We start from the raw sequence: 24946 nt of genomic DNA on the forward strand, positions 1-24946 counted from the left end.
GCTGATTTTTCCTTTCCTGTATTACCGTATTATCATTAAAAAGCCGTCGTAAGACTTTCTTTTGCCATCACATGTTACCACATTAAGCAAATAGAAGTAGGTGCCTTCACTTAACTCTCCGCCTTTCCAATCATTCTTGTAACCTTTGGTGCGATATACTTCAGATCCCCAACGGTTCATAATGATTAACTCATTCTCCTGATAGTTCTCAATGTTCTTGATTTTCCAAGTGTCATTGATATTGTCTCCATTAGGTGTGAGAGCGGTGGCAATTTCTATTTCACCCTTCACGTTCTCTGGACTCAATTCAATAGATGCTGGAGCGCTGTTACATAGTGGGCCGTTGGCTACAACTGTGATGGCACCCTCCTCACTTCCTTTAGGTGCACTAACTCTAATTCTGGTAGAGGTTTGTCCACTTTCTAAAACCCATCCATCAGGTAGTGTCCATGTATAGTTGCGAGCACCTGGTATAGGCTCAATTTCTAATTCTAGACCTGTACAAGCACTATTTATTACCGAGATAACAGGTGTTTTAGGAGCAAACTTAGGTTCAACAAACAGCTTTTGGCTAGATTTAATAGTACATGCATTGTAAGCCTCTACTGTAACATCTCCTTTGGTATTGCCTAAAGTAACAAGAATGCTATTGGTTCCTTGGCCAGATTGAATTGTCCAGTCAGCAGGCACAATCCAGTTGTAAGTACTGGCGTTAGGTACAGGATCAACAGAGTATCTGATATCAGTTTGATTAGCACATATATCAGTTAATCCGCTGATGGCTCCAATTGGCAGAGTATTTCCTTCATTGATGCTCACTGGTAAGATGCTAGGGCTGCTTTCGCCGCAACCATTTAGTACTCTTACTGTCACGTTGCCAGATTTTGTACCTGCATTTACAACAATGGAGTTAGTGCCCTGACCTGATATAATTTTCCATCCATCTAGCTCTGGAACTGACCATAAATAGGAAGCAGCATCATTGACAGGAGTTACCGTGTAAGTCAATTTCTCTTGTCCAGAGCAAATAAAGGAAGCAATACCAGATATATTACCTGGGGCAGATAGTTTTGAAGCAGAGGTAGCTACAGGTAATATGGCAATCGTGCTTCTTCCACAAGCGTTTTCTGCACTTACTTGTACATTACCTGATCCACTTCCTACTGTTGCAACTAAAGTTGTGGTTCCTTGTCCAGAGGTGATAGTCCAGCCTGAAGGAACTCCCCAAGTGTAGCTAGTAGCACCGTCAACAGGATCAATCTTGTATTCTACAGTATTGCCAGAGCAAACTATATTATCGCCAACAATAGCAGTAGGTTGAATTGGTGTTGTTCTAGAAGTAACAGAAATTTTTCTGGCAGGACTGCTGCCACAAGTATTTCTAGCAGAAACGCCCACCTCTCCATTTGCTCCATTTGTAGTAACTGTGATGGAAGTTGTTCCCTGTCCGGCAGTTATGGTCCATCCTACTGGTACTGTCCAGTCATAATTAGTTGCGTTAGAAACGGCGCTTATTGAGTAAACAAGTCCAGTGGCATTGCTACATGGATCAACTGTTCCTGTAATCAAGGCTGGCGTAGCTGGCAAAGTACCTATAATTTCTACAGACAATCTGCTGGCAGAGCTAACACCGCATCCATTACCTGCTACTACAGAAATATTACCTGGGGTAGTAGATGGTTGCACCATAATGCGGGTAGTGCCTTGGCCTGAGGTTATATTCCATCCAGTTGGAACAGTCCATGTGTAGGTAGAAGTATTGGCAATGGCCTCTACTTTATATTCTACTTCGGTTTCTCCTGCACATACTTTTTGATTACCCGTAATGGCAAGCGGAGTGGTAGGAGCTGTAGTGGTAGTGGTTACTTGTAAGGTGGCCGTCTCACTAACGCCACAATCATTGCTAGCTTTTACTGTTATCTCACCTGCGTTTATGCCTGCCTCAACAGTGATGCTAGAAGTTCCTGCACCTGCAGTGATATCCCAACCAGCTGGAACGGACCATGTATAGGTATCAACACCTGGAATTACTTTTACAGAATAGGTATTGCCAGTGCTGTTAGCACAAGGAATAGTCTGAGAGGCTATGAACTCCGGTTTAGGAGGAACCATACGCGGGGTAACAGTGTATTCGCTGACAATGCTGGCGCCACAGTTATTTACTGCAGCTACTGTAATTTTTCCTGCGGTTTTACCTACTGTTACTGAAATAGTAGTGCTTCCTTGTCCTGAAGTGATTGTCCAGTCTGCTGGAACTGTCCAAGCATATGAAGTGGCACCATTCACAGGTGGTACTATATAAGAAATCCCTTGCTCACCTTCGCACACTGTGGTAGTGGCAGCTAGAATATTTCCTGGTTTAGGAGGTGTGTTAGAAGTTGGGGCAACAGATAGTTCACTTTCTGTGCTCTCGCCGCAACCATTTACTGCTCTTACTTTGATTTTACCACTTGTGGTACCAATGGTAGCTAAAATAGTATTACCGGCAGCATTTTGAGTGTATGTCCAGCCCGTAGGCAATGTCCAAATATATGAAGTAGCACCAGTTACTGGGGCAACAGAATACTCAATGTTGGTATTGCCGGCGCAAATGTTTACTCTGCCTATTATACTACTTGGGGCTCCTGGGGCAACTTTGCTTGTTACTACTTGAATAACTTTTGCAGAGCTCTGACCACAGTTATTAATAGCTACCACAGAGATTTCAGCCGGTGCAACACCTGCTTTTACTTTGATAGAGGCTGTGCCTTGACCAGAAGTAATGCTCCAGTCACTACCGCCTGTAATAGTCCAGTTGTAACCGGTAACATTTGTCATTCCAGTAACAGTATAGGTCACGTTACTTTCAAGTTCACAGACAGCCGTACGGCCAACTACAGTCACAGGCGTAACAGGAGCAACAGTGGCTGGCTGAACAGTAGTGCTGCTAGCTGCACTTAGTCCGCAACCGTTTCTTGCTTTTACAGAGACAGTCCCAGAACCAGAACCAATGGTTACCTTAATAGTGCTTGTTCCCTGTCCGCTGGTAATGGCCCAGTCGCCAGATACTGTCCACTCGTAGGCAGTAGCACCAAAAATCTCATCTACAGAGAATGAAACGTTCTGCTGGTTAACACACGGTGCAATTGGACTTGTAGTAATGAACCCAGGAGCAGGTGTAGGCGTGGTAGAGACAATGACACTTACGGTAGCTGCAACGCTTTCACCGCAATTATTAAGGGCTACTACTCTCACTATGCCACCTGTGTTGCCAGGGTTTACTTTAATAGAGGTTGTGCCATGACCAGATACAATTGTCCAGTTGGCAGGTACTTCCCATCTATAACCAGTAGCATCTGCACCAGCCGCAACGGAATAAACTACTTCTCTGTCAGTTGAACATAAACTAGTGCTGCCAGTCAAAGACAGTGGTTTTTCTGGGCTGTTAAGGGTTGGATTAAGGGCCAACGTCCTTTCTGTACCCGCGCCGCAAGAGTTAATGGCTACTACGCTTACATTACCAGCGGTAGTGCCAGCTCTTACAGTTACAAACGTTCCATCAGAAGCGCCAGAGATAACCCAGCCTGTTGGGAATGTCCAGGCATAAGATGTTGCACCTGCTACCGGAGTAATGGAGAATCTCAAGTTTTGATCTCCTGCACAAGGCATTGTGCTGGCTGCGGTAATAGAACCAGGCCTGGCTGGTTTATTCAAAGGAGTGATGGTAATAGACTTTTCTGTACTCTGACCGCATGTGTTAAGAGCACTTACATAAATAGTACCGGTGGTCACAGCGCTGGTCACTTTGATTTTAATCGAAGCAGATCCTTGTCCTTCTGAAATGGTAAGGCCGCCGGTAACACGCCAGAAATAACTGGTAGCACCTTGTACAGCGCCTACCGTATAGGTGTACACAAGACCTTCTGGAGAAGCGCATGGTGTAAGTGGGCCATCAATGATAGAAGGCGCAGTCTTCACGGTAGGTGATACCGCTAAGGAAGTAGTGCTGCTAGTGCCGCAACCGTTGATTCCAGAAACTGTGATAGAACCGCCTGTTGGCCCAACCTCTACTGTGATGGAGTTGGTGCCTGCCCCTGAAATGATTCTCCATCCAGTTGGCAATGCCCAGTTAAAGTAAGTAGCGCCTGTTTCACCAGAAACGCTATAGTCTGCTGTTTCACCAGTACAAGGCGCCGCACTACCTGCAATAGAAGTAGCCGCAGTAGGTGCTGCAGAAGAAGGTAATACGTTTAAGACACTTTTCTCACTAGGTCCACATGGATTCACGGCTCTTACAGAAATTTCTCCTGCGCCTGTGCCTACAGTGACCGTGATAGAGTTGGTGGTAGCGCCGGCGGTTATAGTCCAGCCTGTTGGTACCACCCAGATATAAGATTGTGCATTAGGGATAGCGGCAACGCTATACGTAACGTTCTGGGTGCCTGAGCAAGGGTTGTTAGTGCCATTGCTTGCTGTAATAGCGCCTGGAGCCGGAGAAGGGGCCGTGGCAACAATAATAGACTTTCTCTTAACCTCACTAATGCTACATGTGTTGGAAGCCGTAACAGTGATATCTCCACCGGCAGGCCCTACAATCACTTTAATAGAAGAACCAGTCGTATTTCCTAAAATGGTCCATCCAGTGGGTACGGTCCAGTTGTATTGGGTGGCTACTTTGATATCTGTAACGCTGTAGGTTTGCTCACTTCCTACGCAGACAGCTGCTAAGCCAGAAATATCACTTGGATTTGCCGGCGAAACGCAAATAGTAACAGTATTGTCATTGTTCTCCCTTACCTCATCTAAACCGTCACCTAGAATAGTGGCAGTATTGGCTAGGTTCGCTTCAGCATTATTGTTGATAGTGGTGGTAACCGTTAAAGTAGTGGAAGCACCAGAAGCAAGCGCCGGGATCGTCCACTGGGACATGCCCGAAATATAAGTGGTACCTGGAGGTGCATTGTGTCCTACATAGGTTAATCCTGCATTTAGTAATGTAACGCGAACACCAGTTTCATCAATAGGGCCGTTGTTTTTGGCCACCACTGTGTACGTAACTGTATTGCCAACATAGTAATTGCCTTTTGCATCACCTGGACTTTTAGTAATAGTAACCTCTAAGTCAGTAGGGATGGTGATAGTGTTTTTATTAAGCGTAATACTACCATTATAAGTGAGTAGACGCCCATATACAGTGGCGTCTAAGGCGGCGTAGATAATATCTTGGGCCAGAATAGTGCCTCTAAATAGAGAATTGCTACCTAGGGTAGTGGTTCCGGCCACTTGCCAGAAAATGTTCTTGATACGAGGCGCTGCACCATCTTTATAGTTGATACGACCACCTGTGCTCACATTGAGTTTCCCTCTCACCTGAAAAATGAAGACCGCATTCACATCTCCATTATTATCTAAGATGAGGTTGCCATCTAAATTGGCATCATTGTCAAACCTGTATACTCCTGGCTTCAAGGTCAACCCTCCTAAGTTCTGGCCAGACAAGTTCTGGGTAGGAACAAAAGCAGCAGCCTGGTTATAGGCTACCAGCAGGTCTGCTTGGGCGTCAATGGCAGCTTGAGTGTTAACCTCTTGGCTGCCATAAACCTGACCCGGCGGAAACCCAATAAAGGTAGTTCCTGGAGCCACGCCTGCGTTTCCGTAAATTTTAGTCTCTCCAGAACTATTAACACCTGTCTTGGCAAGTGTTGTAAACGGAAAAGCTTTGCCCAACGATGGAACCGTCTGGGCCTGGCCAGTAAATGTGAAATAAGAAAGGAGAAGAGCGAGGAGTAGAAGTTTTCTCATGCGGTAAGCGGTTTGACAATGGAGCAGTGTCTTGCGTTATAAGTGGTTAAGTATTAATAAATGCAATTTAAAAAAGGTTACACTTAAGACACAAAATTGGCAAAAAAATTCCACAAAGAATAATTGAATTATTCAATTGACCTAAAATAGATTTTATTAGACCAAAATTCTTCGGCTTAGAGGAGGTGTGAAAAGTAAAAATCTAGATTTGGTATGGCTAAAGTTATATTTTTAAGAAATAGGAGCATTTCTATATTATGGGAAATATATTGATAGGAAAAGCTATATATTTATGCGTAAATATAGGAGTAAACCTATTTTAAGTTACACCCTTCGCCAACTCGGCGCCTCTTAGATTCTGACGGTTTTCTGCCTTAAATGTGTTTTAAATGATATTGTGCAGGCTCACTTACTAGCGCCAAAACCAGAAACAAAAGAAGGAAAATTCACAGGTCTGACTTAGGCGATTTTTGGGTGTTTTCCAGAAAACAAGCTAAAAACAACCAAGCCCCAAAACCGGAACAATACAGATTGCCAAGAGACAGAACAGTAGCCGCCTACTCATATAATTTTTTTTTCGGCAAAGGCTATCCCTCAATAAAATAGGGGCCGTGGCGCTAAGTTTTTCTTTAACCCTACACCGGTCTCTGAGGATGTTGGTCGCCAAAGGGACTAGGTAAGCCAGGGCCAGGCAGATTTTGGCAGAAACACATTATAGCTGTAACTTATTCGCGCAAGGTCTTAGCAACTGGCAGTCCATAGAAAGGAATGCTGTCTATATAAGACCCAATTGCCTTGACCACTCCTGAAAACATGCCCGCCATGCACGCTCTACCTGCTGTTGCCATAGATGCCTTCATTCAACGCTGGAAAGCCTCTGGCGCCTCTGAGCGGGCCAACTACCAGCTGTTCCTCTCTGAACTCTGCGACCTGCTGGGCGTGGAGAAACCAAGACCGGCGTCTGACAAGGTGCACGAGGCCACCTATACCTTTGAGCGACCCGTTATCTTCAATGACGGCGAAGGCAGGACCAGCACCAACTTCATAGACCTCTACAAGAAAGACTGCTTTGTGCTGGAGGCCAAGCAGGGCAGCGACAAAGCCACTGGCCCCTCTGAGGCCGACCTGCTGGGATTTGACAAACCGAAGACCAAGACCGGGACCGCCACCAGAGACACCCGCACCTGGGACCGCGAGATGAAGAAGGCCAAGGAGCTGGCTCTGCGCTATGCACGGTCATTGCCCATGGCTGAGGGCTGGCCGCCGTTTCTGGCGGTGGTGGACGTGGGTTACTGCATAGACCTGTACGCCGACTTTGCGCGGCAGGGCAAGACCTACGTGCCGTTCCCAGACCCCGTCAGTTACCGCATCACCTTAGAAGAACTGCACAACCCGCTGGTGCAGGAACGCCTCCGCATGCTCTTCACCGAGCCTCTGGAACTGGACCCCAGCCGCCGCGCTGCCCGCGTGACCCGGCAATTAGCCGAGCGGTTGGCCAAGCTGGCCGCGTCCCTGGAAAGCGCCGGACACACACCTGAGCAGGTGGCTGGTTTTCTGATGCGCTGTCTGTTTACCATGTTTGCCGAGGATGTGCAGCTGCTCCCGGATAAGTCATTTACCAAATTACTCATAGACTACCGCCAGAATCTGGCGCATTTCCCAGACGCGCTCAGGGCGCTGTGGCAGAGCATGGACCGGGGCGGTTTTGACCCGGCCCTGCGTACCACCATCCCGCAGTTTAACGGCTATCTGTTCAAGAACCCAGAGGCCTTGCCGGTCACAGAGGCGCAGTTGGAATTGCTCATTCAGGCCGCCGAGGCCGGTTGGGCTGACGTGGAGCCCGCCATCTTCGGGACGCTGTTGGAGCGGGCCCTGCAACCCCGGGAGCGACACAAGCTGGGCGCCCACTACACGCCGCGCGCCTACGTAGAGCGCCTGGTGATGCCCACCGTCATTGAACCGCTCCGTGAGGAGTGGGAGGCGGCCCGCACGGCATCGGCTATCTTAGAAGACAACGGGGATGAGGCCGGGGCGCGCAAAGAGATTGAGACCTTTCATAGGCGGCTGTGCTCGGTGCGGGTGCTGGACCCGGCCTGCGGAAGCGGCAACTTTTTGTACGTGACCCTAGAACACCTCAAGCGGCTGGAGGGCGAGGTGACTGAGTTTCTGGCCCACTTCCCGGGGCAGCAGACCCTGGACATGACGGGCGGCTACACCGTGACTCCGGCGCAGTTGCTGGGGCTGGAGGTGAACCCGCGCGCCGCCGCCATCGCAGACGTGGTGCTCTGGATTGGCTATCTGCAGTGGCACTTCAGGGCGCACGGCCACGCCCAGCGCCTGTCTAACCCCATCCTGCGCGAGTACGGCAACATACGCCAGCAGGACGCCGTGCTCAGCTATTCTGAGCGTCTGCCGCGGCTGGATAAAGACGGCCAGCCCGTCACCCGCTGGGACGGCCACAGCACCAAGCCGCACCCGGTCACCGGCCAGGAAGTGCCCGACGAGACCGCCCGCACTGTGGTCTATGACTACCTCAACCCCCAGCCCGCCACCTGGCCCGAAGCCGATTTCATAGTAGGCAACCCGCCTTTTATTGGCCCCGCCCGCATGCGTGACGCCTTAGGCGATGGCTATACCGAGGCTCTTCGGAAAACCTACAAAGGCTCTGTGCCTGACAGTGCTGATTTTGTGATGTATTGGTGGCACAAGGCTGCTGAGATTGTTCGCGCAGAAAAAGCAGAGCGCTTCGGATTTATTACCACGAATAGCATCAAGCAGACTTTTAACCGCCGTGTGATTGAAGCGCAGATGCAGGCAAATCCTCCGTTGTCAATCACACTTGCCATACCAGACCACCCTTGGGTAGATAGTGCAGAAGGTGCCGCTGTAGAGATAGCTATGAGTGTGGCTGAAAAAGGCGAAAGACCGGGTAGGATTTTAATTCCATCATCTAAGCAAAAAACCGACAGTCAAGAAGTGCAAGTCACTTTTGTAGAAAGAGAAGGAAAAATCTATTCTGATTTAACTACAGGAGTTGAGCTTTCTCAGGCTGTTCCTCTAGAATCAAATCAAGGCTTAAGTAGTATGGGAGTAAAACTACATGGTTTAGGGTTTGTACTGAATCCAGAAGTAGCTTCTTCGCTTATAAATGGACTACCTGAAAATCAACTAATAATAAGACCATATCTAACAAGTAGAGACTTAGCTCAAGGTGTTAAGGAAAAGTTCGTTATTGATTTATTCGGTTTAGGAGAAATGGAAGTTCGGTCTAATTATCCCGAACTTTTTCAGCACCTATCCATCTATGTGAAACCTGACAGATTAGCTAAAGCAGCCAATTCAAAAGACGCAGAAAAGTATGCTAAAGAATGGTGGCTGTTTGGTAAAACTCGTCCCCAATTAAGACAATCGCTAAGAGGTTTGAGTAAATTTATTGCTACTTCAAGAACAGCTAAACATAGAGTTTTTCAACTGATAGAAGTAGCTAATCAAGTTGAAAGTGAAGTTGTAGTTATAGCATCTGAAGATGCGTATTTCTTAGGTGTACTCTCATCTGAGTTTCACAAGGTTTGGGCATTAGCTGTCGGCTCAGATTTAGGAGGTAATACACCTCGATATAACAATTCTGCTTGCTTCGACCCATTCCCTTTCCCAGCCGCCACCGAGGCGCAGAAGGCCCAAATCCGCCACCTCGCCGAACAGCTGGATGCGCACCGGAAGCATCGGCAGGCGTTGCACCCCACGCTCACCATCACAGACATGTACAACGTGCTGGAGAAGCTGAAAACCGGCGATGCCCTCACCGCCAAAGAGCAGAAAACGCATGAGCAGGGGCTAGTGAGCATTCTGCTGCAACTGCACAAGGAACTGGACGCCGCAGTGGCCGCTGCCTACGGCTGGCCCGCGCACCTGCCCGAGGAGGAGATTCTGGAACGCCTGGTGGCCCTCAACAAAGAGCGCGCCGCAGAAGAAGCCCGCGGCCTCATCCGGTGGCTGCGCCCTGAGTACCAGAACCCGCAGGGCACCCAGCAGGCAGACATGGGCATAGAGACATCGGCCAAAGCCGTAAAAGCCACCGCCAAAGAAATGCTGGCCTGGCCCAAGACCCTGGCCGAGCAGGCGCAGGCCGTGCAGCGCGCCCTGCAACTGCATGAGCGCCCCGCCACTGCGCAAGACCTGTACCAGCAGTTCAAGCCCGTGGCCAAAGCCCAGCAACCGCAGCGCCTGCAACAGATAGACAACCTGCTGCAAACCCTGCACGGCCTGGGCCTGCTGCGCAAAACAGAGCAGGCGCAGTACGTCAAATAAGCACCGCGGCACCCAACGCAAAGCGGCCTCTGCTCCCATATAAGGACCAGAGGCCGATTTGTCGTTTTTAGGCTATTTCTTAGAAAACAGGTCAAAAACGCACAACCACGTCGCCATGGTTTCTGCTTTATCATGGTACTCTATAAAACGCTGTGCCACTGCCAAGGAATCTTTATCTAAAGCTGGCAAAAATGAAGTAGTCCTTCGTCTTCAGGCAGGGCGTCAAGCAGGCTATTGGTGTGGGCTTAAGTATCAGCGCAGAAGCTCTTCGGCTCTCTTTCGCGCCTCGCGCCTTGCTTCCCGTTTAATGGTGCTTTCTACGTTTAGCGTGTCCAGTGAACCAACTTTGGTAGACACAGAGTCAATACCGGTATGGCGCTCAAACTCAGCATTGACCACGTCTCTGGCCGCATTAGAAGCCGCATCAGTAGCGGCCGTTGTCACTTGTTCGCAAGAGGAGACTATAAACCCCAGCAGGGCTATGCATGCTATATATTTCACGTTGTTATGTTTTAGGGTGAAGGTAGGGGAAAGCGTCCTGGGTTTGACAAATGGTTGCAAAATCCCATAGATAGGTATTCTGCCAAACGTCTTATTTTAAGCAACGCCGCCGAAGGAGATTTAGTGCTTTTCTTAGAAAACAACCCAAAAACGACTAGTTCGCTTTATCAAAGAGGTTTACTTCAAAGAAGCCATTAATTCCTTTACCTCTTGTAAGAACTGCTCTACCTGCTCTTGCGGTGTGGCCCAGGACGTGATCAAGCGTACAGCAGACATGCCATCGGGCATTTTGCGCCAGACAAAGAAGCCGTATTTCTTGTTCAGTTCCAGAATGAGTGCGTCTGGCAGAATAGGAAAGATCTGGTTGGTTTGGGCGGGCGTTAAAAAAGTGTAGCCCAGGTCCTGCAGGGTAGTGGCCAGCTGTTGGGCCAGTTGGTTGGCGTGTCTGCCCAGTTCAAACATCAGGTTGTCCCGCAACAGCTCCGCGAACTGCGCCCCAAACAACCTTCCCTTGGCCATAAGCGCGCCGCGCTGCTTAATGTAGTATTTGAAGTCTTTCTGCAGGGCAGGGTTGGCCAGCACAATGGCCTCGCCAATGAGGCCGCCGCACTTGGTGGCGCCCAGGTAAAAGATATCCGTAAGCCGGGCAATGTCTGGCAGGGTCATATCATTGCTACCCGTCGACAAAGCCATGCCCAAGCGCGCGCCGTCCATGAACAGCAAGAGGTTGTTCTGGCGGCAAAACGTGGAAAGATCTGTGAGTTCCTGTTTGGTGTAAATGGTGCCAATCTCAGTGGAGTTGGAGATGTAGACTATTCTGGGCTTGACCGTGTGGTACTCGGGAAACTTGTTCAACAACGGCTGGATGAGGACAGGGGACAGCTTGCCGTCTGGCGTGGGCACGGTTTCAATCTTGTGGCCCGTGGCTTCAATGGCGCCCGCCTCATGGTTGTTGATGTGCCCCGTCTCGGCGGCAATCACAGATTCATATGATTTTAAGAAAGCGCTCAGCACAATGAGGTTGGCCAGCGTGCCACCCGCCACCAGGTGCACGTCTACCGCGGGGTTCTGGCAAAGCGCCCTGATGGCGGCCACGCTTTCCAGCGTGGCTTCGTCATTGCCGTAGCCCGGTTGTTGTTGCAGATTGGTTTCGGTTAAGCGGCGTAAGATGTTAGGGTGGCAGCCCTCGCTGTAATCATTGGTGAAGCTATAGAGCATGGCAGTGGTTTCTAAAGGTGGTGATACTATCTACCAAAGATACGGGTGAAGCTGATTCTACAAACAGAGGTAGCGCAGAACTCTCAAGAGATGTTGCACGTGGAAACGAAGGGAGATGGAACCTTAAGAGAAGGAGGGTTAAGTAGATAAAGATGGTTAGTCTTTTATGCAAACCCCTGAAAACAAGAAAAGCCATCATTGCTGATGGCTTTCTGTTGCTCCCCCTCTTGGGCTCGAACCAAGGACCCCATGATTAACAGCAATTAGCCTCTTCTCTTTCTTGAGAATTCTCATTTTGTTAGTTGTTGTAAATAAGGGGTTTAAGTAAATTTTACTTGTGGTTGATGTTGGATTTTTGCTATTGTTTTTTACTTTTGTTTAAACCATATTTAAACCAATCCTTAGTTTAAGCAAGCAATAAATCAATAAACGTGGCCTCTGTAAAAGTACTACTTTACACCTCTAAGGTGCTCAAAAACGGCGAACATCCTATAATGCTTCGTCTGATTAAAGATCGAAAAATCAAGTATGTTTCACTAGACTATTCTTGCTCTAAAGAGCTATGGGATGAGGATGAGCAACGGCCAGTAAAGAAACACCCGCATAAGGTAGAGCTTAACATTAAAATCACAAAAATGATGAATGATGCTAATAAGATCATTCTAGATTTTGATAACAATGAGCAGAACTACTCGGTCGATGATATTGCTAAAGCGCTAAGTAGAAAAGTAATTGGTAAGCGGACCGTCTTTCAATTCACTGATGAGCTTGTTCAGCGACATAAGGAAGTAGGGAAAGTCGGTACTGCAGATGCTTTTCAAAATGGTAAACGCATTGTGTCCCGGTTTACAAAGGAGAAAGACATCAGCTTTAAAGAACTAGACTACATTTTCCTGACCCGATTAGAGGATGATCTTCTAAAGCGGAAGGTGACCGAGAATTCCATAGCAGTTTATATGCGTACTCTACGCTCAATATACAATAAAGCTATTGCAGAAGGACATGCAAAGGAAAATGATTACCCATTCAAAGCATATAAACTGACAAAACTTAACACAAAGACAAAAAAGAGAGCGCTAACCAAAGAGCAGGTAAAGAGTATCTCAGACCATAAACTGGAGCTTGGTAGTAAGCTTTGGATAGCTAGAAGCATTTTCCTCTTCTCTTACTACTGTAGAGGTGTCAACTTTATAGACGTTGCACAACTTAAGTGGAGTAATATTGATAATGGCAGAGTACATTATACCAGAGCAAAGACTGGCCATCAATTTAATATTGCTTTGCTTCCACCTGCCTTAGAGATATTGGAATACTATAGGGCCAAGCAAGATAAGTCAGGATTTATTTTTCCAATCCTTGGGAGTTACCATGACACGGAGCAGAAGATAAAGAACCGGGTTAAAAAGATTATGAAGGAAGTGAACAGTAATTTGCGCACTGTAGCACAAGCGGTAAAGATAGACTTCAACATTACCACCTATGTGGCTAGGCACAGCTATGCTACAGTGCTCAAGAGACAAAACGTCTCCACTTCCCAAATCAGTGAGGCATTGGGCCACAGCAGCGAGAAAATTACACAGGTGTACCTTGACAGCTTTGAAAATACTGTTTTGGATGAAGCTGATAAGTTTTTACTGTAATTCTAAAAGATTCCTGCTATATATAAATATGGGTAACACTTTTATTGAATCAAATATTCAAGCAATAGAGAGGGCTGCGAGAAATAGGGATGTCCTTAAAGAGATAGCCTTAAGTAATTTTGAAATCAAGCGAAGGGAGCTTGTGGCAAAGTTGGAGGACAAAGAAAGTCTCTATGAGCAATTAGAAGTGGTGCAATCTGAGCTTATAGCTACTAAGGCCATTATAGAGCTACCTCTTTCACAGGAGTATATACGGTTTGGCTTAAACGAAGTCACGGAGATGCATTTACAGCAGTTAAGAGAGTATTACTTAAATGTATCTGAGGAAATAGAGAAGCTAAAAATCCTGAGTGCTTATAAAACTTTTCTTGGGATGTCTAGGGAGCAAGGTATTAAACATCTGGAGACTATAGTTGGTATGGGCGCTGACGCACATGCGGAGGAGCTCCAGCTTTTAATGATGAATGTGTGGACCTGGAAGTACTACCATGGGTGCTTAATAGAAGCAAGAAAATGGTTAGGAGATCAAATATTAGCTCAAAAGGATTCTGGATCTGAAAACCCTATTCTTGAAAATACTAAAGGTATTGAGAGCAATGGCAACCTCCTCTCTAGCCCAAACAGCAAGAAACAGTACACAACAATGCAACAAGCACTAGCCATATCCTTGCTTGATAAATTCACTAAAATAAATAGAAGTCAAGATAAAAAGAGTCTGACAGCGTTTATCGGGGCTTTAACAAATTCTAGTGAAGGCGAGACTGGTAAGAAAGTAAGCCAGATTACAAATAGTAATTACGAACCTCACAAAACACCAAAGCAAAATTTAATTGATTACCAAGCTATAGAGCCATTGTTTGAAGCTTTAGAACAAAGAAATATAAGTGAGTTTATTGCTCAGAAAATCAATCAATTACAAAAAATGAATAATAAGTAGAAAAAAGTTGGGCCCCCTAGTAGGGGGCCCTCCGGTGTATCACTACTCTACATTTGGATCAGAACTTTATAAATGATCCAAATGAATAACCCAACATTGTCAGACCTCCTAAATATTGCTTTAGGAGGCATAGTAAAACAGTCGCTTCTAGAGGTATTAGGAGATGCCGGTTTATTAGCACCTACATCAAATACAGAGGAGCACTACTTTGATGTCTCCCAAGCAGCTAAATTCCTAAAAATTCCAAAGTCAACGTTATACAGCTATACAAGCGGTAGACTTATTCCTCATTATAAGAGAGGCAAGCGGCTGGTGTTTAAACAATCTGATCTGGAGCTATGGTTAACCGATAGCAAAAAGAAGACTATTTCTGAAATAGAGGCTGACGTATACAGTACTAAGAAAAAGAAGGGAGGAATAAAATAATGATACTCCTATCCAATAGCAACTGTACAAAAGCAACAACACCTGCGTTGCAACGGCTTGCAACGATCATCAACAAAGAACGTGGTGTACTTGTAGAGTATGCCAACAGAGCAAATCCTAGCAAAATACATCTAGAAAGAAGGAATGACTTTCTTCAATCACTTGCTGATTCATATAACTTGCTTTACCAAGAAATGCAGGCAGTCGCAAGACTGAGGTTTTTAGAAAAATGGTTAATAGTTGAGAAAGAGCTTGACCTATTATTAGCAGATAATAGCATTGATGGAGTGCATATAAAGCTAGAAATCCTCAATGGTGACAATTACGGCTATATTAATCTCTAGTAATATGCTTGATTATAAACCAGTTTTACATCCAAACAAGAATCCTAACCTATACCCGCAACAAGCTGTTGCAACGGTAGAGCAACGTCAAGTCAACGCGAAGTCAACGCCTAGTCAACGACAAGGGCAACGGGAAGACAACGACGAGTCAACGTTAAATCAACATGAGATCATAGACAGGTCAACACTGAGTCAACACCTTTTACCTTCAGATAACTTATCACATTCCAATCTTGGGGATATCTGGGTTAAGAAGTTTAAGCCTCTAATCGACCTTATAAACCTAAACTCATCCAGAAGGATAGTTAGAACACCTCCAATCGTTAAGCTTAATGGAGAAGGGCTGATTTGGCAGAGGACAATCAATATAATACAAGGTAAGTTTGGCTCACACAAGAGCAGGCTTGCTGAATTGATTTGCAGTCTGCTCATAAGAAGCAACAATTGTGATACTGACTTTTGCGGACTTGCAAAAGATGAGTTTAAGCAATTTTCAGTTGCTTATGTAGACACTGAACGAAACACCAGCGAACAATTTCCATTAGCCATTCAGCAGGTTAGGAATTTGGCTGGACGGGATCAGTATCAACCATACGATTACCTAATTCCCTTTAGCCTTATTCATTATAATAGGAATGAAAGACTACCGGCAATAAAGGAGTTTATTGAGCAACTGATGATTCAATGTGACCGCCACAAATTTGTGTTGTTAGACGTGGTTACTGATTGTATTAAAGATTTTAACAATTCCTCAGAGTCGTTGGAATTGTTTGATTTCTTAAATCAGCTGATTAACGACCATGATATTACGCTTTTGCTCATTATACATGAGAACCCTGGCACAGATAAAGCGCGAGGGCACATTGGCACTGAGGCGGCTAATAAAGCCTCCACGATTATGCAGATTGGGTTTGAGAAGGGCGCGAACAACAGGGATAGCGATGTCATTGCGGTGAAGTTACTAAAGCTAAGGAATGGTAAGAAGCCGGATCCAACCTACTTGTATTTTGACGCAACTACACATGCATTAGCTCCTGCAAGTCCAGAGATGGTGAATGAAATGATAGAGGATAGAAGGAAAAAGCTTGATGTAAGTTTGCTTACAGATTGTCTTGGTAATTACCTAATGAAGCCAAAGCTACAGCAAGATCTTATCTCAGAACTGACAGAAAAGTATTCCACTCATGCCAACACGGTCAAAACGAGACTTAAAGAAATTGCTGAAAAGGATCTTGTAATTTACAGCTGTGAGGGTTTACCATGTTATTTAAGAATAAACAGTAGACCAGGTATTGCAACCACTTATGAATTGTTAGTAGTTGGAGAAGCTGGTTGATTTTATTCTTAAAGAAAAAGCACCCAAACACGAACATTGCCATATATAGTGGTTTGTTTGTGTTTGGGTGCTTTTGTAGATTATTTGAAACGCTAACAAAACCCAGTAAGGCAAGTTTACATTGAATTACCATCCATAATAAGTAGACTTCTTTTGTAAAGTAAGAGTGGCCTTGTCAATATCATTAAGGAGATCATCCCTGTTGGGCGTTGTAGGGTCATACCAATCTGCCTTTTGATTTGCCCATTCAATCCATTCAGTTAAGTCTGCTAGAGTATTTCCGTTGATCCTGGCGAGTGAGGCTCTGTCAGCAATAAACTCTCTTAAAATTTTAGCCTGGTGCCATTGTTGAGCCTGTTGCAAAAGATTTTTGAAGCGGATTAGTTCTCTTTCCTGTAGCTGTTCATGCTCTCTTTGAATCCTATCTCTCTCCTGCCTTTCCTTCTCTTCAATTTGCATTTGTATTCTAGCTTCTTTCTCTTTTTGGCCCTTAAGTTGTAGGGTCCCAATAATTTCAGAAAGATAATCCTCAAGCAGTTGTTTGCCATCTCTCCATTCTTTAGACCTATAGTTAGGTCCTATTTTAAAGATTAATATGCCACTTGGCACATAACTATGACTGCCCCATCTAGTTGTTTTTTCTGCTATTCTAGTAAGCTTTTCTCGCAGGCTAATCTCAAACTCTTCTCCTTCAACAACTGCAAGCGTAGAGTAATGTGTGATTCTGATTTGATGGCCTCTAAGTTTCAGGCTTTTCACCAGGGCATCCATAAAGCGCAAGGCCCTATTTACGTTTGCAGGTGATATTCTGATGTTTAAATATTCACCATAGATACTCAATAGGCCGTCACGCAGATAAGTATCCTTCTTTTCGAATTGCGCTTTTGCCGCTATTATTAGCTTGTCTGGATCGGTAAGTCTAGTCGGGACTTTTAACGCGGACTTGTGATCAGCCTCGGCTTCCTTTTGGATGGAGCTTATTAAGGATGCCTTTTGTTTTTTAAGAACAGGTTGTATTATGGTCTCGCTGGGCCCGGTGTAGTCAGTTGGTAAAGCTATCATAGGACTTTCTTTGCCTGCGCGTACTTTTGACCAATGTCCAGACCCAGGCAGGGGAATAGCTAACGAATCACAAATCTTCTTAAAATCTTGGTAAGCGATTCCGTAACGTAGGGCAAGTTGCGTGGCGGGTTCTTGCCATACCATGTGATAGAGTTCTTCTCTACTAAGTATGTGAGATAGCTGATTTTCCATGTCGTAGCTTTAGCAAAACAGTAAGTTACCAGTCTTGTCTTGAGCCCTTGTATACTTAAGGCGCGTTTTTTCAAACAAGAATGAGGCAGAATGTTATGTGGTTTGTGGACGTAGTAACCAATTCGTCAGTTCCTGGCCTATTGCACTCTGCCATTCTTTAAGGGAATTTGCCGTGCATAAAGTAATAACAGAACACTCCTTGTTAGTTGCATTCCCTTCCTCTGGATGCAAATACCAACCGTTTAAACTGCTTGACTTTTCTCCTGGGTACACTAAACCTACCTTATTAGCAGTATAGTATTCATTGTACACGTACAACTGCCTAAGGTCATCGGGTGATGGGTTGTAGCCGTTCAGGTTTTTCCATTTGGTATCCAAAACTGCATAGCTCTTCCCGTCTCGCTTAATTAGAATATCTGCCCTCATTGAAGACCTGTTTCCTTTTTGAGGCTTCCAGAAGTATTTAGTTGTTTGGGCTGTAGCTGTAAAAGCAGGCTGATTTTTATAAAAATGCTTTTTAAGAGTAACAAAAATAAAGGTCTCCCAAAGCAGGTTCATGTCAAAGAGGAGCGCCAGAACGTGGTTTTTTCCTCTGGCCACATCTGGGTGGTAGTTCAGTAAAAGCAGGCGGGCAATTTCTATGGCTTTTCGATAAGGCTCGGTCTTACGGTTATAGACTAATTTATTGAACGTGGCCTCCGTTACATTTGCCTCTGGCATCTCAGGAAAGTTCAATAGCAATGCCCCAATTCTGCTGTGCAGATTGGAATTGGTGTTAATCTGCTCTAGTAACTTTATTGTCTTGTAAAGAATAGAATGCCACTGGTGTACTACATCATAGGTGGTGTACTGGACATAAAACCGTTCTTGGTGTGTAAGGTTCTGCTGTAGGTGTTTGCCAAATTTGAGATTGCCTTTCAGGGCGGTGGTGTTGCCTTCTACTTTCCTATATTTCTTAATCAAGCCTCGGTGAAGGAGATATTCAGTTTCCTTCAGGAAGAGCTCAAAATAGAGATCAAGAATGGAATTGCTTTTCAAATTCAGGGAGGAGCTAGTAGGGGCAGATACTTCAAACATGCCCACAGCCTTAAGCATGTCTAAAAGCATACTCCGCCAAAGCTCTTGTGTGCTAGGGCTTTCTCCCTGCTTCTTATCAGCTTTAGGTAAGATTTCAATGGTTGTATCCCCAACCTGAATCACCCCTACATACTCATTGAACTTAACCCCTTGGTGAATGAGCGAATAATAAGGTACTCCCTGCTCTCCATAGAAGATTTGAAGGGCCTTAAGTTGAGAGGAAGTCAAAGGTGTACGACCCTTACCCAGTCGCAAACTTTCATACTCAAAGACAGTGATAGGGGGTATGACAGCCATTCCTACTTTCTTAGTAAAGTGTTGATGGCTGTAATGAAATCATCATCTGATAGTCCGCAAACATTGTTCAGCCTGTAGATTGGGCGGGTACTGAAATCGCTGCTTTCATAATCTTCAAAATCAGCGAATAGAGTATCTGTGTTCTGATTCTGCAGTCCTTCTTTCTCAAAGAACTCTTTACCCAGCACTAGGCCAATTTTACCAAAGTCCCCGAAGAAGTATTCCTGTAGCAAAGGGTTAATCTTATTCTGAAAAACTGCTTTAAGACCTGCTATTTCAGCCACTCCCATAAAGTAGCTGTGCCCAATAAGATGGTCTTTATTCAGTAGTTTTTCTATGCGCTTATTAATGGTGCTGAGGAGTACTTCTAAGTCAATGCCAGCTAAAACGCCGCCTTCTGCACTTAACCTGCCTTCAGTTTTAATAAGTTCTGGACGGGGGGGCATCTCCTCAAAGCTAAACCGCCGGCGTAAGGCAGTGTCTAAAGCTTCAACGCTACGATCTGCGGTGTTCATTGTGCCAAGGATGTAGAGGTTTGCTGGCACCCCAAATTTCTCCTTACTGTAAGGCAGGGTTACCTCTAAGGCCTCCTCCCGGCCAAGGCGTTTGTCTTCTTCAATGAGGGTGATAAGCTCTCCAAATATTTGGGAAACGTTACCGCGGTTGATTTCATCAATAATAAGGATGTGAGGCTTACTGTTATTAATATTAAAATCCTGCTTTTTAAGCGATTGTACTACTTCTTTTTTCTCATCCCAGGTAAATGTTCTTTCCTCTTTCTTGACATACTGTTGCTGTTTTTCTTTCCTAATTGCATTAAGAACTGCCCAATAAGCTGAGGCATTATTTCCTCCAATTATTGATCTGAAATGAACATTAATGTTAGTTACTTCATCTAGATTACTTATTGATTGTTGGAGTTTAGATAACCTAGCCTTTGAAACTATATAGCTACGTGTACCTCCTTTGTGCTTAATACTTATGTTCCCTTGTGGGGATATACTCTCAACTACAACTTCTCCTCCATTCTTTATAGATAACTCTACAGCTTCTTCAGTTGCTAACCTTTCTTCAATCTTTTGAATGAAGTTGTCATAGGCCAATGAAAAGTCAAGGACGCTTTCTGTTTCAATGGTTTTGTTTTCCCTGGCTAAAGTGAAGGTAGCTTCTGTGCATACCTTTTTAAAAATTCCCTCCTCCACTTTATATATTACCGGGTCACCTTCTTTCTCTGGCGTGACAGGCTTTATCCCTTCCATAAAGTCTTCATAACTCATGCTTTGGTGAAAGGTGGTAAAAACTATTTGACCTGAAGATGCGCGTTCATCAAATTCGTCTTTAAGTTCTCTTCTAGTTTTTCCTTCCACTGGTACACCACAAATTTCTAACGCCTTATTGATTGTGTGGTATGTTTTACCGGTGCCGGGTGGACCAAACAAAATCTGATTTAGCGGATAAGTTTGATGTGTAAGAATTGCTTTCTGATTCTCTTCTATAATCGTTGTTTCTTCGGGAGTTACATTGAAGAAGTTGGCTCTGTAAGACTTGTCAAACACAACCCTTCTGAAGATTGGATTGTCATATTCTTTGGGCTGAAGGTGGTCGTTGCGCTGTAGCTCATTTTGGACTGCTTCTTTGATAGCCTCGTAATGCTGTTGGACAACAGTGGCAGAAGTGTACTTTATCCAAGCAGGGTTTCCAGCTCCGTTAAACGAGGAAACCTCTTCCCCCGCCACTGAGTAATTTTCAGGTGCTATAAAGGAAAACTTGCCATTGCTTAGGTTTAGGCAGTACCTTCTTCCTATATGAAAGCTCAATTGCCCAGACTTTGCACTAAATACCAGATTTGTATTGTCTTCAATAGCCAGGTCTTCTATTAGGTTGTCTAGCGTCTGGAAATAGATATTTAGGTCAGCCGGGCTATTCTTCTTTAGTTGCCTGCTAAACTCCCTTTCTGCTTCTTCAGTGCTTTTTTCAAGCATTCTGTATAAAATATCCTGAGCTAATATTTTATGTTGCGTGTCTGGGTATGCATCAGAAGGCAATAGAGCCTCTACTGATTCAATCAGTTCCCTATCTGGCTCAATGTATTCATTTATAAATGTGTTTACCAGCTCTAGATAATGGATGTATTTCTCACCTGTTGCTTTAGGTTTTATGCCTAGTAGTTTGCAATACTTTTGATAGACAGAATCCTTGTATAAGGCATACTTGTCTGGGTTACGATAGGCAAGCAAGGTGGCCATGGTCCGCTCATCATGGTGGTGGGGTATTTTCTCATTTGGGATTAGTTCACGATAGAGCTTAAGCGTCTCAGTGGTGAAAAACTTTATTCTGTCTGCCAGGGGTAGGCTTTCATCAAAAAAGGTTCTGAAACAATCCCGGTAGGGCTCTGGTCTGTCCTTGGCCAAGTGAACCATTACACCATTAGCCAAGCCATACATTAAGTTAGAGTATTTAATGCTCTTGATTTCCTCTGTAAAGTTGGGCGCATCAATATTGGGCCTTCCTTTAAATTCTTGGATTAATCGCCATTTATAAATCTCCTCAGATAACTGGGTTTCTTGAAGGTACTCTTTGTAGTTAGCTATTAATGATTTGATAGAATCTGACATGAAATTGGTGATTGATTTTAAAGGAGGCTAATGAATTCTATAAGTGCTAATGCAACTAAACTTAAATAAATAAAACCAAAACTGCCTTATGCCTTTATTGATAAGCCCAATCATTTCATAAGTGGCGTTTTTGGCCTGTTTTTAGGGATTTGAGGCAAAAACAAGAAATGTGCAGAGCTTCTCCTATAAGAATAAGAGCCTTGCACAACCAGGCAATTGGTAAAAGCCTGAATATGAGTGGCTGTGCAAGTTGTTATGATTCTATAGAAGCCGAAAGCCGAAAGAAGGAGGGCAAATTTCACCTAGTTCCACTAACTTGTAAGGTTTATCTGGTATCAAGTACTACAGGACCTTTCATTACCCATCACCCGCATGTCTGACAACAACAAGAAACAACTAGAACAACAACTCTGGAACATCGCCAACACCCTGCGCGGCAAAATGGACGCCGATGAGTTCCGGGATTATATATTAGGCTTTATCTTCTACAAGTACCTGTCTGAGAAGATGGAGCTGTACGCAAATAAAATTCTGACCGAGGACGGCCTTACCTACCTTGACATAGACGAGGCCACCGAAGAAGGGCAGGAGTACCTGGAGGCCATCAAGGAAGAGGCGGTGCATAGCCTGGGCTACTTCCTGAAGCCGTCTGAGCTGTTCAGTGAGATGGCGAAGAAAGGCAACTCAGAAAACAAAGAGGAAGGCGCCAGCAACTTCATCCTGGACGAACTCACGCAGGTGCTTAAGCACATTGAGCAGAGCACAATGGGCACCGAGAGTGAGGACGATTTTAATAAGCTTTTCGAGGATTTGGACCTGACCTCTACCAAGCTGGGCCGGACCGAAGCCGCTAAGAACGACCTTATTGCCAAAGTGCTGGGCCACCTGGACAAGATTGACTTCAAGCTGCAAGACACTGAGGCCGATGTGCTGGGCGATGCCTATGAGTACCTAATTGGGCAGTTCGCGAGTGGGGCGGGCAAGAAGGCCGGGGAATTTTACACCCCGCAGGAAGTGTCTAAGGTGCTGGCCAAGCTGGTGACTACGGGCAAGACCAAGCTAAAATCTGTGTATGACCCTACCTGCGGCTCGGGCTCGCTCTTGCTGCGCGTGGCCAAAGAAGTGCAGGAGGTTTCCAAGTTCTACGGACAGGAGCTGAACCGCACCACCTACAACCTGGCCCGCATGAACATGATTCTGCATGATGTACACTTCCAAAAGTTTGACATCCGGCAGGACGATACGCTGGAGCACCCGCAGCACCTGGGGCAGGAGTTTGAGGCCATTGTGGCCAACCCGCCTTTCTCGGCGCAGTGGAGTGCCAACCCTTTGCACATGTCTGACGACCGCTTCAGCCAGTACGGCAAGTTGGCTCCCTCTTCTAAAGCCGATTTTGCCTTTGTGCAACACATGGTGCACCACCTTGCCGAAAACGGAACTATGGCAGTGGTACTACCGCATGGTGTGCTGTTCAGGGGCGGGGCCGAAGCGCACATCCGCCAGTACCTCATTGCAGACCGCAACTACTTAGATGCCGTGATTGGTTTGCCTGCAGGTATCTTTTATGGCACTGGTATTCCTACTTGTATACTGGTATTTAAAAAATGCAGAGAGCAGGCGGATAATATTCTTTTCATTGAAGCCAGCCAGCATTATGGCAAGGAGAAAACACAAAACTATTTACGGATAGAGGATATTGAAAAGATTACCTATACGTACCGTGAGCGTTGCGCAGAAGATAAGTACAGCTATTTGGCTCCTTTAAGCGAGGTGAAAGAGAATGATTTTAACCTGAACATCCCGCGTTACGTGGACACCTTTGCCGAGGTAAAGGCAATAGATTTGAAAGAAATAGCTACTGCACTAGCCGCTTTGGAAATAGAAATGCAGGAAGCAGACAATACCATAGATGCTTTTTGTGATGAATTAGGGATACCTAAACCTTTTTAAATTATGGAAGCAGCGGTTGCAGAAATTAAAGCAGATATGATTAACGTGCCTGCATTGCGTTTTACAGGATTCAAAAATGACTGGAATATTGTTAAACTTAATTCTTGTTTATCTCTTTTAACAGATTTTGAAGCTAATGGGAGTTTTGCAAGTGTAAAAGAAAACGTAAAGATTTATGACAAACAAGAGTATGCTTGGTATGTAAGGGCTACAGATTTAGAAAATGGCAGTAGCTTAGAATCAGTAAAATATGTAGATGAACACGGATATAAATTTCTTAAGAAGACATCTTTGTTTGGGGGAGAACTACTAATAACTAAAAGAGGAGAAATTGGTAAAGTCTATTTTTATGATGATAAATACAATGTAAAAGCTACTGTTGCTCCTAATATGTATTTATTAAAACTTAAAGAAAACACTTCACCAAAATTTTTATATTATTACTTTATTGGCAAAAAAGGTAACAACCAATTGAAGTCTATAAATGCATCATCAACAATAGGAGCATTATATAAAGATGATGTAAAGAATTTAAAGTTATCACTTCCAACACTATCTGAACAGCAAAAAATAGCCTCTTTCCTTACTGCAGTTGATGATAAAATTCAGCAGCTTACTAAGAAAAAAGACCTGTTAGAGAAGTATAAAGAAGGGGTAATGCAGCAAATCTTCTCCCAGCAAATTCGATTCAAGGATGAAGATGGGCAGGATTTTCCAGAGTGGCAAACTAAAAAGTTAGGTGAAGTATCTAATATTAATCCAAAAAGTAAAACTCTTCCTATTTCCTTTGTTTATATAGATTTGGAAAGTGTTGTTAAGGGAATTCTAATTAAGGAATCTTCTATTTTAGCTGAAGGTGCACCAAGCAGAGCCCAGCGAGTGCTAGCTTTTGGGGATATTCTCTTTCAAATGGTTCGGCCCTATCAAAAAAATAATCTCTTTTTCCAAAAAGAAGGTGATTATGTAGCTTCAACAGGTTATGCTCAAATCAGAAGTAAAGGTGATGCCAATTACCTTTATCAATTTATTCATACTGATTTATTTGTAAATAAGGTGTTAGATAGATGTACAGGTACTAGTTATCCTGCTATAAATTCTAGCGACTTATCTGCAATTGAAATAGATTACCCTTCACTACCTGAACAAGAGAAAATAGGAGGAATCCTATCTTCTTTAGACAGCAAAATTAACCTTGTAAATAAACAGCTGGAACAAGCTAAGCAGTTCAAGAAAGGCTTGCTTCAGCAGATGTTTGTTTAATA

General features: G+C 44.6%; 14 protein-coding genes. 8 read left to right on the plus strand and 6 right to left on the minus strand.

Going from position 1 to position 24946, the window contains the following annotated elements; genetic code table 11:
• Positions 1–21 precede the first annotated feature (21 nt).
• Positions 22–5781, minus strand: a complete 5760-nt coding sequence (locus tag TH61_RS08470) for an ice-binding family protein (RefSeq protein WP_066508259.1) — start codon at positions 5779–5781, stop codon at positions 22–24.
• Positions 5782–6576: 795 nt separating this feature from the next.
• On the opposite strand from TH61_RS08470, the gene TH61_RS08475 reads away from it, so the two are divergent.
• Entirely contained in the window at positions 6577–10089 is a 3513-nt protein-coding gene (locus tag TH61_RS08475; protein ID WP_231862328.1) for a DNA methyltransferase, read from the plus strand.
• A 252-nt stretch (positions 10090–10341) separates the two neighbouring features.
• Here the strand turns inward: TH61_RS08475 and TH61_RS08480 are convergent, their stop codons facing one another.
• A complete protein-coding gene (locus tag TH61_RS08480) occupies positions 10342–10590 on the minus strand; it encodes a hypothetical protein (protein WP_157600661.1) in 249 nt (82 codons plus the stop codon).
• A gap of 177 nt (positions 10591–10767) precedes the next feature.
• Positions 10768–11808 (minus strand): low specificity L-threonine aldolase, encoded by a 1041-nt coding sequence (locus tag TH61_RS08485; RefSeq protein ID WP_066508263.1) that lies wholly within the window; start codon positions 11806–11808, stop codon positions 10768–10770.
• Between the two features lie 431 nt (positions 11809–12239).
• On the opposite strand from TH61_RS08485, the gene TH61_RS08490 reads away from it, so the two are divergent.
• The 5 genes from TH61_RS08490 to TH61_RS08510 all read left to right on the plus strand — a co-directional run bounded on the left by TH61_RS08490 (position 12240) and on the right by TH61_RS08510 (position 16491).
• On the plus strand, positions 12240–13448 hold the full coding sequence (locus tag TH61_RS08490; RefSeq protein ID WP_071887816.1) for a site-specific integrase: 1209 nt from the start codon (positions 12240–12242) through the stop codon (positions 13446–13448).
• A 28-nt stretch (positions 13449–13476) separates the two neighbouring features.
• Positions 13477–14385, plus strand: coding sequence for a hypothetical protein (locus tag TH61_RS08495; protein WP_157600662.1), 909 nt, complete (start codon positions 13477–13479; stop codon positions 14383–14385).
• A 72-nt stretch (positions 14386–14457) separates the two neighbouring features.
• A complete protein-coding gene (locus TH61_RS08500) occupies positions 14458–14811 on the plus strand; it encodes a helix-turn-helix domain-containing protein (protein WP_066508272.1) in 354 nt (117 codons plus the stop codon).
• Positions 14811–15155: a hypothetical protein gene (locus tag TH61_RS08505; protein WP_066508274.1), complete on the plus strand. Its 345-nt coding sequence runs from the start codon at positions 14811–14813 to the stop codon at positions 15153–15155. Before TH61_RS08500 ends, TH61_RS08505 begins: the two co-directional genes overlap by 1 nt.
• Positions 15156–15159: 4 nt before the next feature.
• Entirely contained in the window at positions 15160–16491 is a 1332-nt protein-coding gene (locus TH61_RS08510; protein WP_066508276.1) for a hypothetical protein, read from the plus strand.
• A 126-nt stretch (positions 16492–16617) separates the two neighbouring features.
• Here the strand turns inward: TH61_RS08510 and TH61_RS08515 are convergent, their stop codons facing one another.
• From TH61_RS08515 to TH61_RS18345, 3 genes are all read right to left on the minus strand, one after another.
• Complete coding sequence (locus TH61_RS08515; RefSeq protein ID WP_066508278.1) at positions 16618–17745, minus strand: hypothetical protein; 1128 nt, start codon at positions 17743–17745, stop codon at positions 16618–16620.
• Between the two features lie 93 nt (positions 17746–17838).
• On the minus strand, positions 17839–19119 hold the full coding sequence (locus TH61_RS08520) for an McrC family protein (protein WP_066508280.1): 1281 nt from the start codon (positions 19117–19119) through the stop codon (positions 17839–17841).
• Between the two features lie 2 nt (positions 19120–19121).
• The gene (locus TH61_RS18345) at positions 19122–21734 is read right to left on the minus strand and encodes an McrB family protein (RefSeq protein WP_066508282.1); all 2613 of its coding nucleotides are present in this window, start codon (positions 21732–21734) and stop codon (positions 19122–19124) included.
• Positions 21735–22106: 372 nt separating this feature from the next.
• On the opposite strand from TH61_RS18345, the gene TH61_RS08530 reads away from it, so the two are divergent.
• Together TH61_RS08530 and TH61_RS08535 are read left to right on the plus strand one after the other, a co-directional pair.
• Positions 22107–23684, plus strand: coding sequence for a type I restriction-modification system subunit M (locus TH61_RS08530; protein ID WP_066508284.1), 1578 nt, complete (start codon positions 22107–22109; stop codon positions 23682–23684).
• A 3-nt stretch (positions 23685–23687) separates the two neighbouring features.
• Positions 23688–24944, plus strand: a complete 1257-nt coding sequence (locus TH61_RS08535) for a restriction endonuclease subunit S (protein WP_066508285.1) — start codon at positions 23688–23690, stop codon at positions 24942–24944.
• The last annotated feature ends 2 nt before the right edge of the window (positions 24945–24946 follow it).

Source organism: Rufibacter sp. DG15C, from assembly GCF_001577755.1.
Taxonomy (GTDB): domain Bacteria; phylum Bacteroidota; class Bacteroidia; order Cytophagales; family Hymenobacteraceae; genus Nibribacter.

Excerpts from the sequence above, each read along its gene's own strand:
- TH61_RS08470 (WP_066508259.1), bottom strand. The coding sequence starts at position 5,781 with ATGAGAAAACTTCTACTCCTCGCTCTTCTCCTTTCTTATTTCACATTT.
- TH61_RS08485 (WP_066508263.1), bottom strand. The coding sequence starts at position 11,808 with ATGCTCTATAGCTTCACCAATGATTACAGCGAGGGCTGCCACCCTAAC.
- TH61_RS08495 (WP_157600662.1), top strand. The coding sequence starts at position 13,477 with ATGGGTAACACTTTTATTGAATCAAATATTCAAGCAATAGAGAGGGCT.
- TH61_RS08500 (WP_066508272.1), top strand. The coding sequence starts at position 14,458 with ATGATCCAAATGAATAACCCAACATTGTCAGACCTCCTAAATATTGCT.
- TH61_RS08505 (WP_066508274.1), top strand. The coding sequence starts at position 14,811 with ATGATACTCCTATCCAATAGCAACTGTACAAAAGCAACAACACCTGCG.
- TH61_RS08510 (WP_066508276.1), top strand. The coding sequence starts at position 15,160 with ATGCTTGATTATAAACCAGTTTTACATCCAAACAAGAATCCTAACCTA.
- TH61_RS08515 (WP_066508278.1), bottom strand. The coding sequence starts at position 17,745 with ATGGAAAATCAGCTATCTCACATACTTAGTAGAGAAGAACTCTATCAC.
- TH61_RS08520 (WP_066508280.1), bottom strand. The coding sequence starts at position 19,119 with ATGGCTGTCATACCCCCTATCACTGTCTTTGAGTATGAAAGTTTGCGA.
- TH61_RS18345 (WP_066508282.1), bottom strand. The coding sequence starts at position 21,734 with ATGTCAGATTCTATCAAATCATTAATAGCTAACTACAAAGAGTACCTT.
- TH61_RS08530 (WP_066508284.1), top strand. The coding sequence starts at position 22,107 with ATGTCTGACAACAACAAGAAACAACTAGAACAACAACTCTGGAACATC.
- TH61_RS08535 (WP_066508285.1), top strand. The coding sequence starts at position 23,688 with ATGGAAGCAGCGGTTGCAGAAATTAAAGCAGATATGATTAACGTGCCT.